This is a genomic window from Corynebacterium sp. LK2510 (assembly GCF_040946405.1).
Taxonomy (GTDB): domain Bacteria; phylum Actinomycetota; class Actinomycetes; order Mycobacteriales; family Mycobacteriaceae; genus Corynebacterium.
Window position 1 is genome coordinate 1 of sequence record NZ_JAYWLR010000047.1, and the last position, 945, is coordinate 945.

Below are 945 nucleotides of genomic sequence, written 5' to 3' on the forward strand. Positions count from 1 at the left end.
CGAGGGAACGCTCCGGGTGCAGTGCGCGCGCGGCGAGTACTTTCTGCCCAGCCTTAATAATCCGCTTGCGCGTCTTCTCATCGAGTTCTGGTACGGGGAACGTGTTCCACGTCAGTGTGTTCGCAAAACGCAGGCGAGATTCTAGCCTTCCTCCAATCATCTTTTGCCAAGTAATGAACATTGACGAAGAAATCAACGCGAACTGTGACCTATCAGAATCTTCAACCGCAAACGCAAGGCTGGAGACAACTGTTCCTTCCTCAATATCCGCAGCTGTGAAGTATGGCCGGTTCTCGCTAACAACGGATGGAACGCAAAGGAAATCTGTTTGTGGCCGATAACGTTGTGCGAAAAGATGAGGAATCTTTGCCATGCTCCGTGTAGTAGGAGCCGAGGACGTTGTTCTGTAGGCGCGTACTTGTTCAATTCGTGAACGCAGAAAAGTACTTGCCTGAACGTCGGCGGGGTCGAGATCGACCATCCAGAGACACCACCGACTAAGGCCGCGAACAAGTTCTCGCGAGCCAACGTACGGACGTAGGTACTTTGCCGCTATCGGATCGTCCAAAGCTTCTTGCACGTCCTGGGCTTCAACTATCAAGCCACCTCCGTCTTTTGCCATTGCGCCTAGAACTGCGGGTTTAATCTCGCAGGAGATGGGCGAAGTCATCTTTTGGACAAGGACATTAGGGCCGTCGACGAGGTAAGCATTAATCACGCGCTCCACAGGCACAGCCACGGGGGCACTGCTGACATTCGGGTAATCCCAGAGCTGGGGGCGAGGTTCGTGTGCACGGTCGAAACCGACGATGACGCAGTGGACTGAGGCTTTACCGGGAGCATCGGAATCCCATGAGAATGTGCGATGGGCGAAGCGGATACGCCAACCTGCTGCGAAGATGGGGCCGAATAAAAGCGGCACTTGTTCGCCTTGGGTAATCGAGT

1 protein-coding gene is annotated in these 945 nt (G+C 54.2%); it reads right to left on the reverse strand.

From position 1 onward, the window contains the following. A partial coding sequence (locus VVR41_RS10680; protein ID WP_368524754.1) for a type IIL restriction-modification enzyme MmeI occupies positions 1 to 922 on the reverse strand: 922 nt, incomplete at its 3' end. Between the last annotated feature and the right edge of the window lie 23 nt (positions 923 to 945).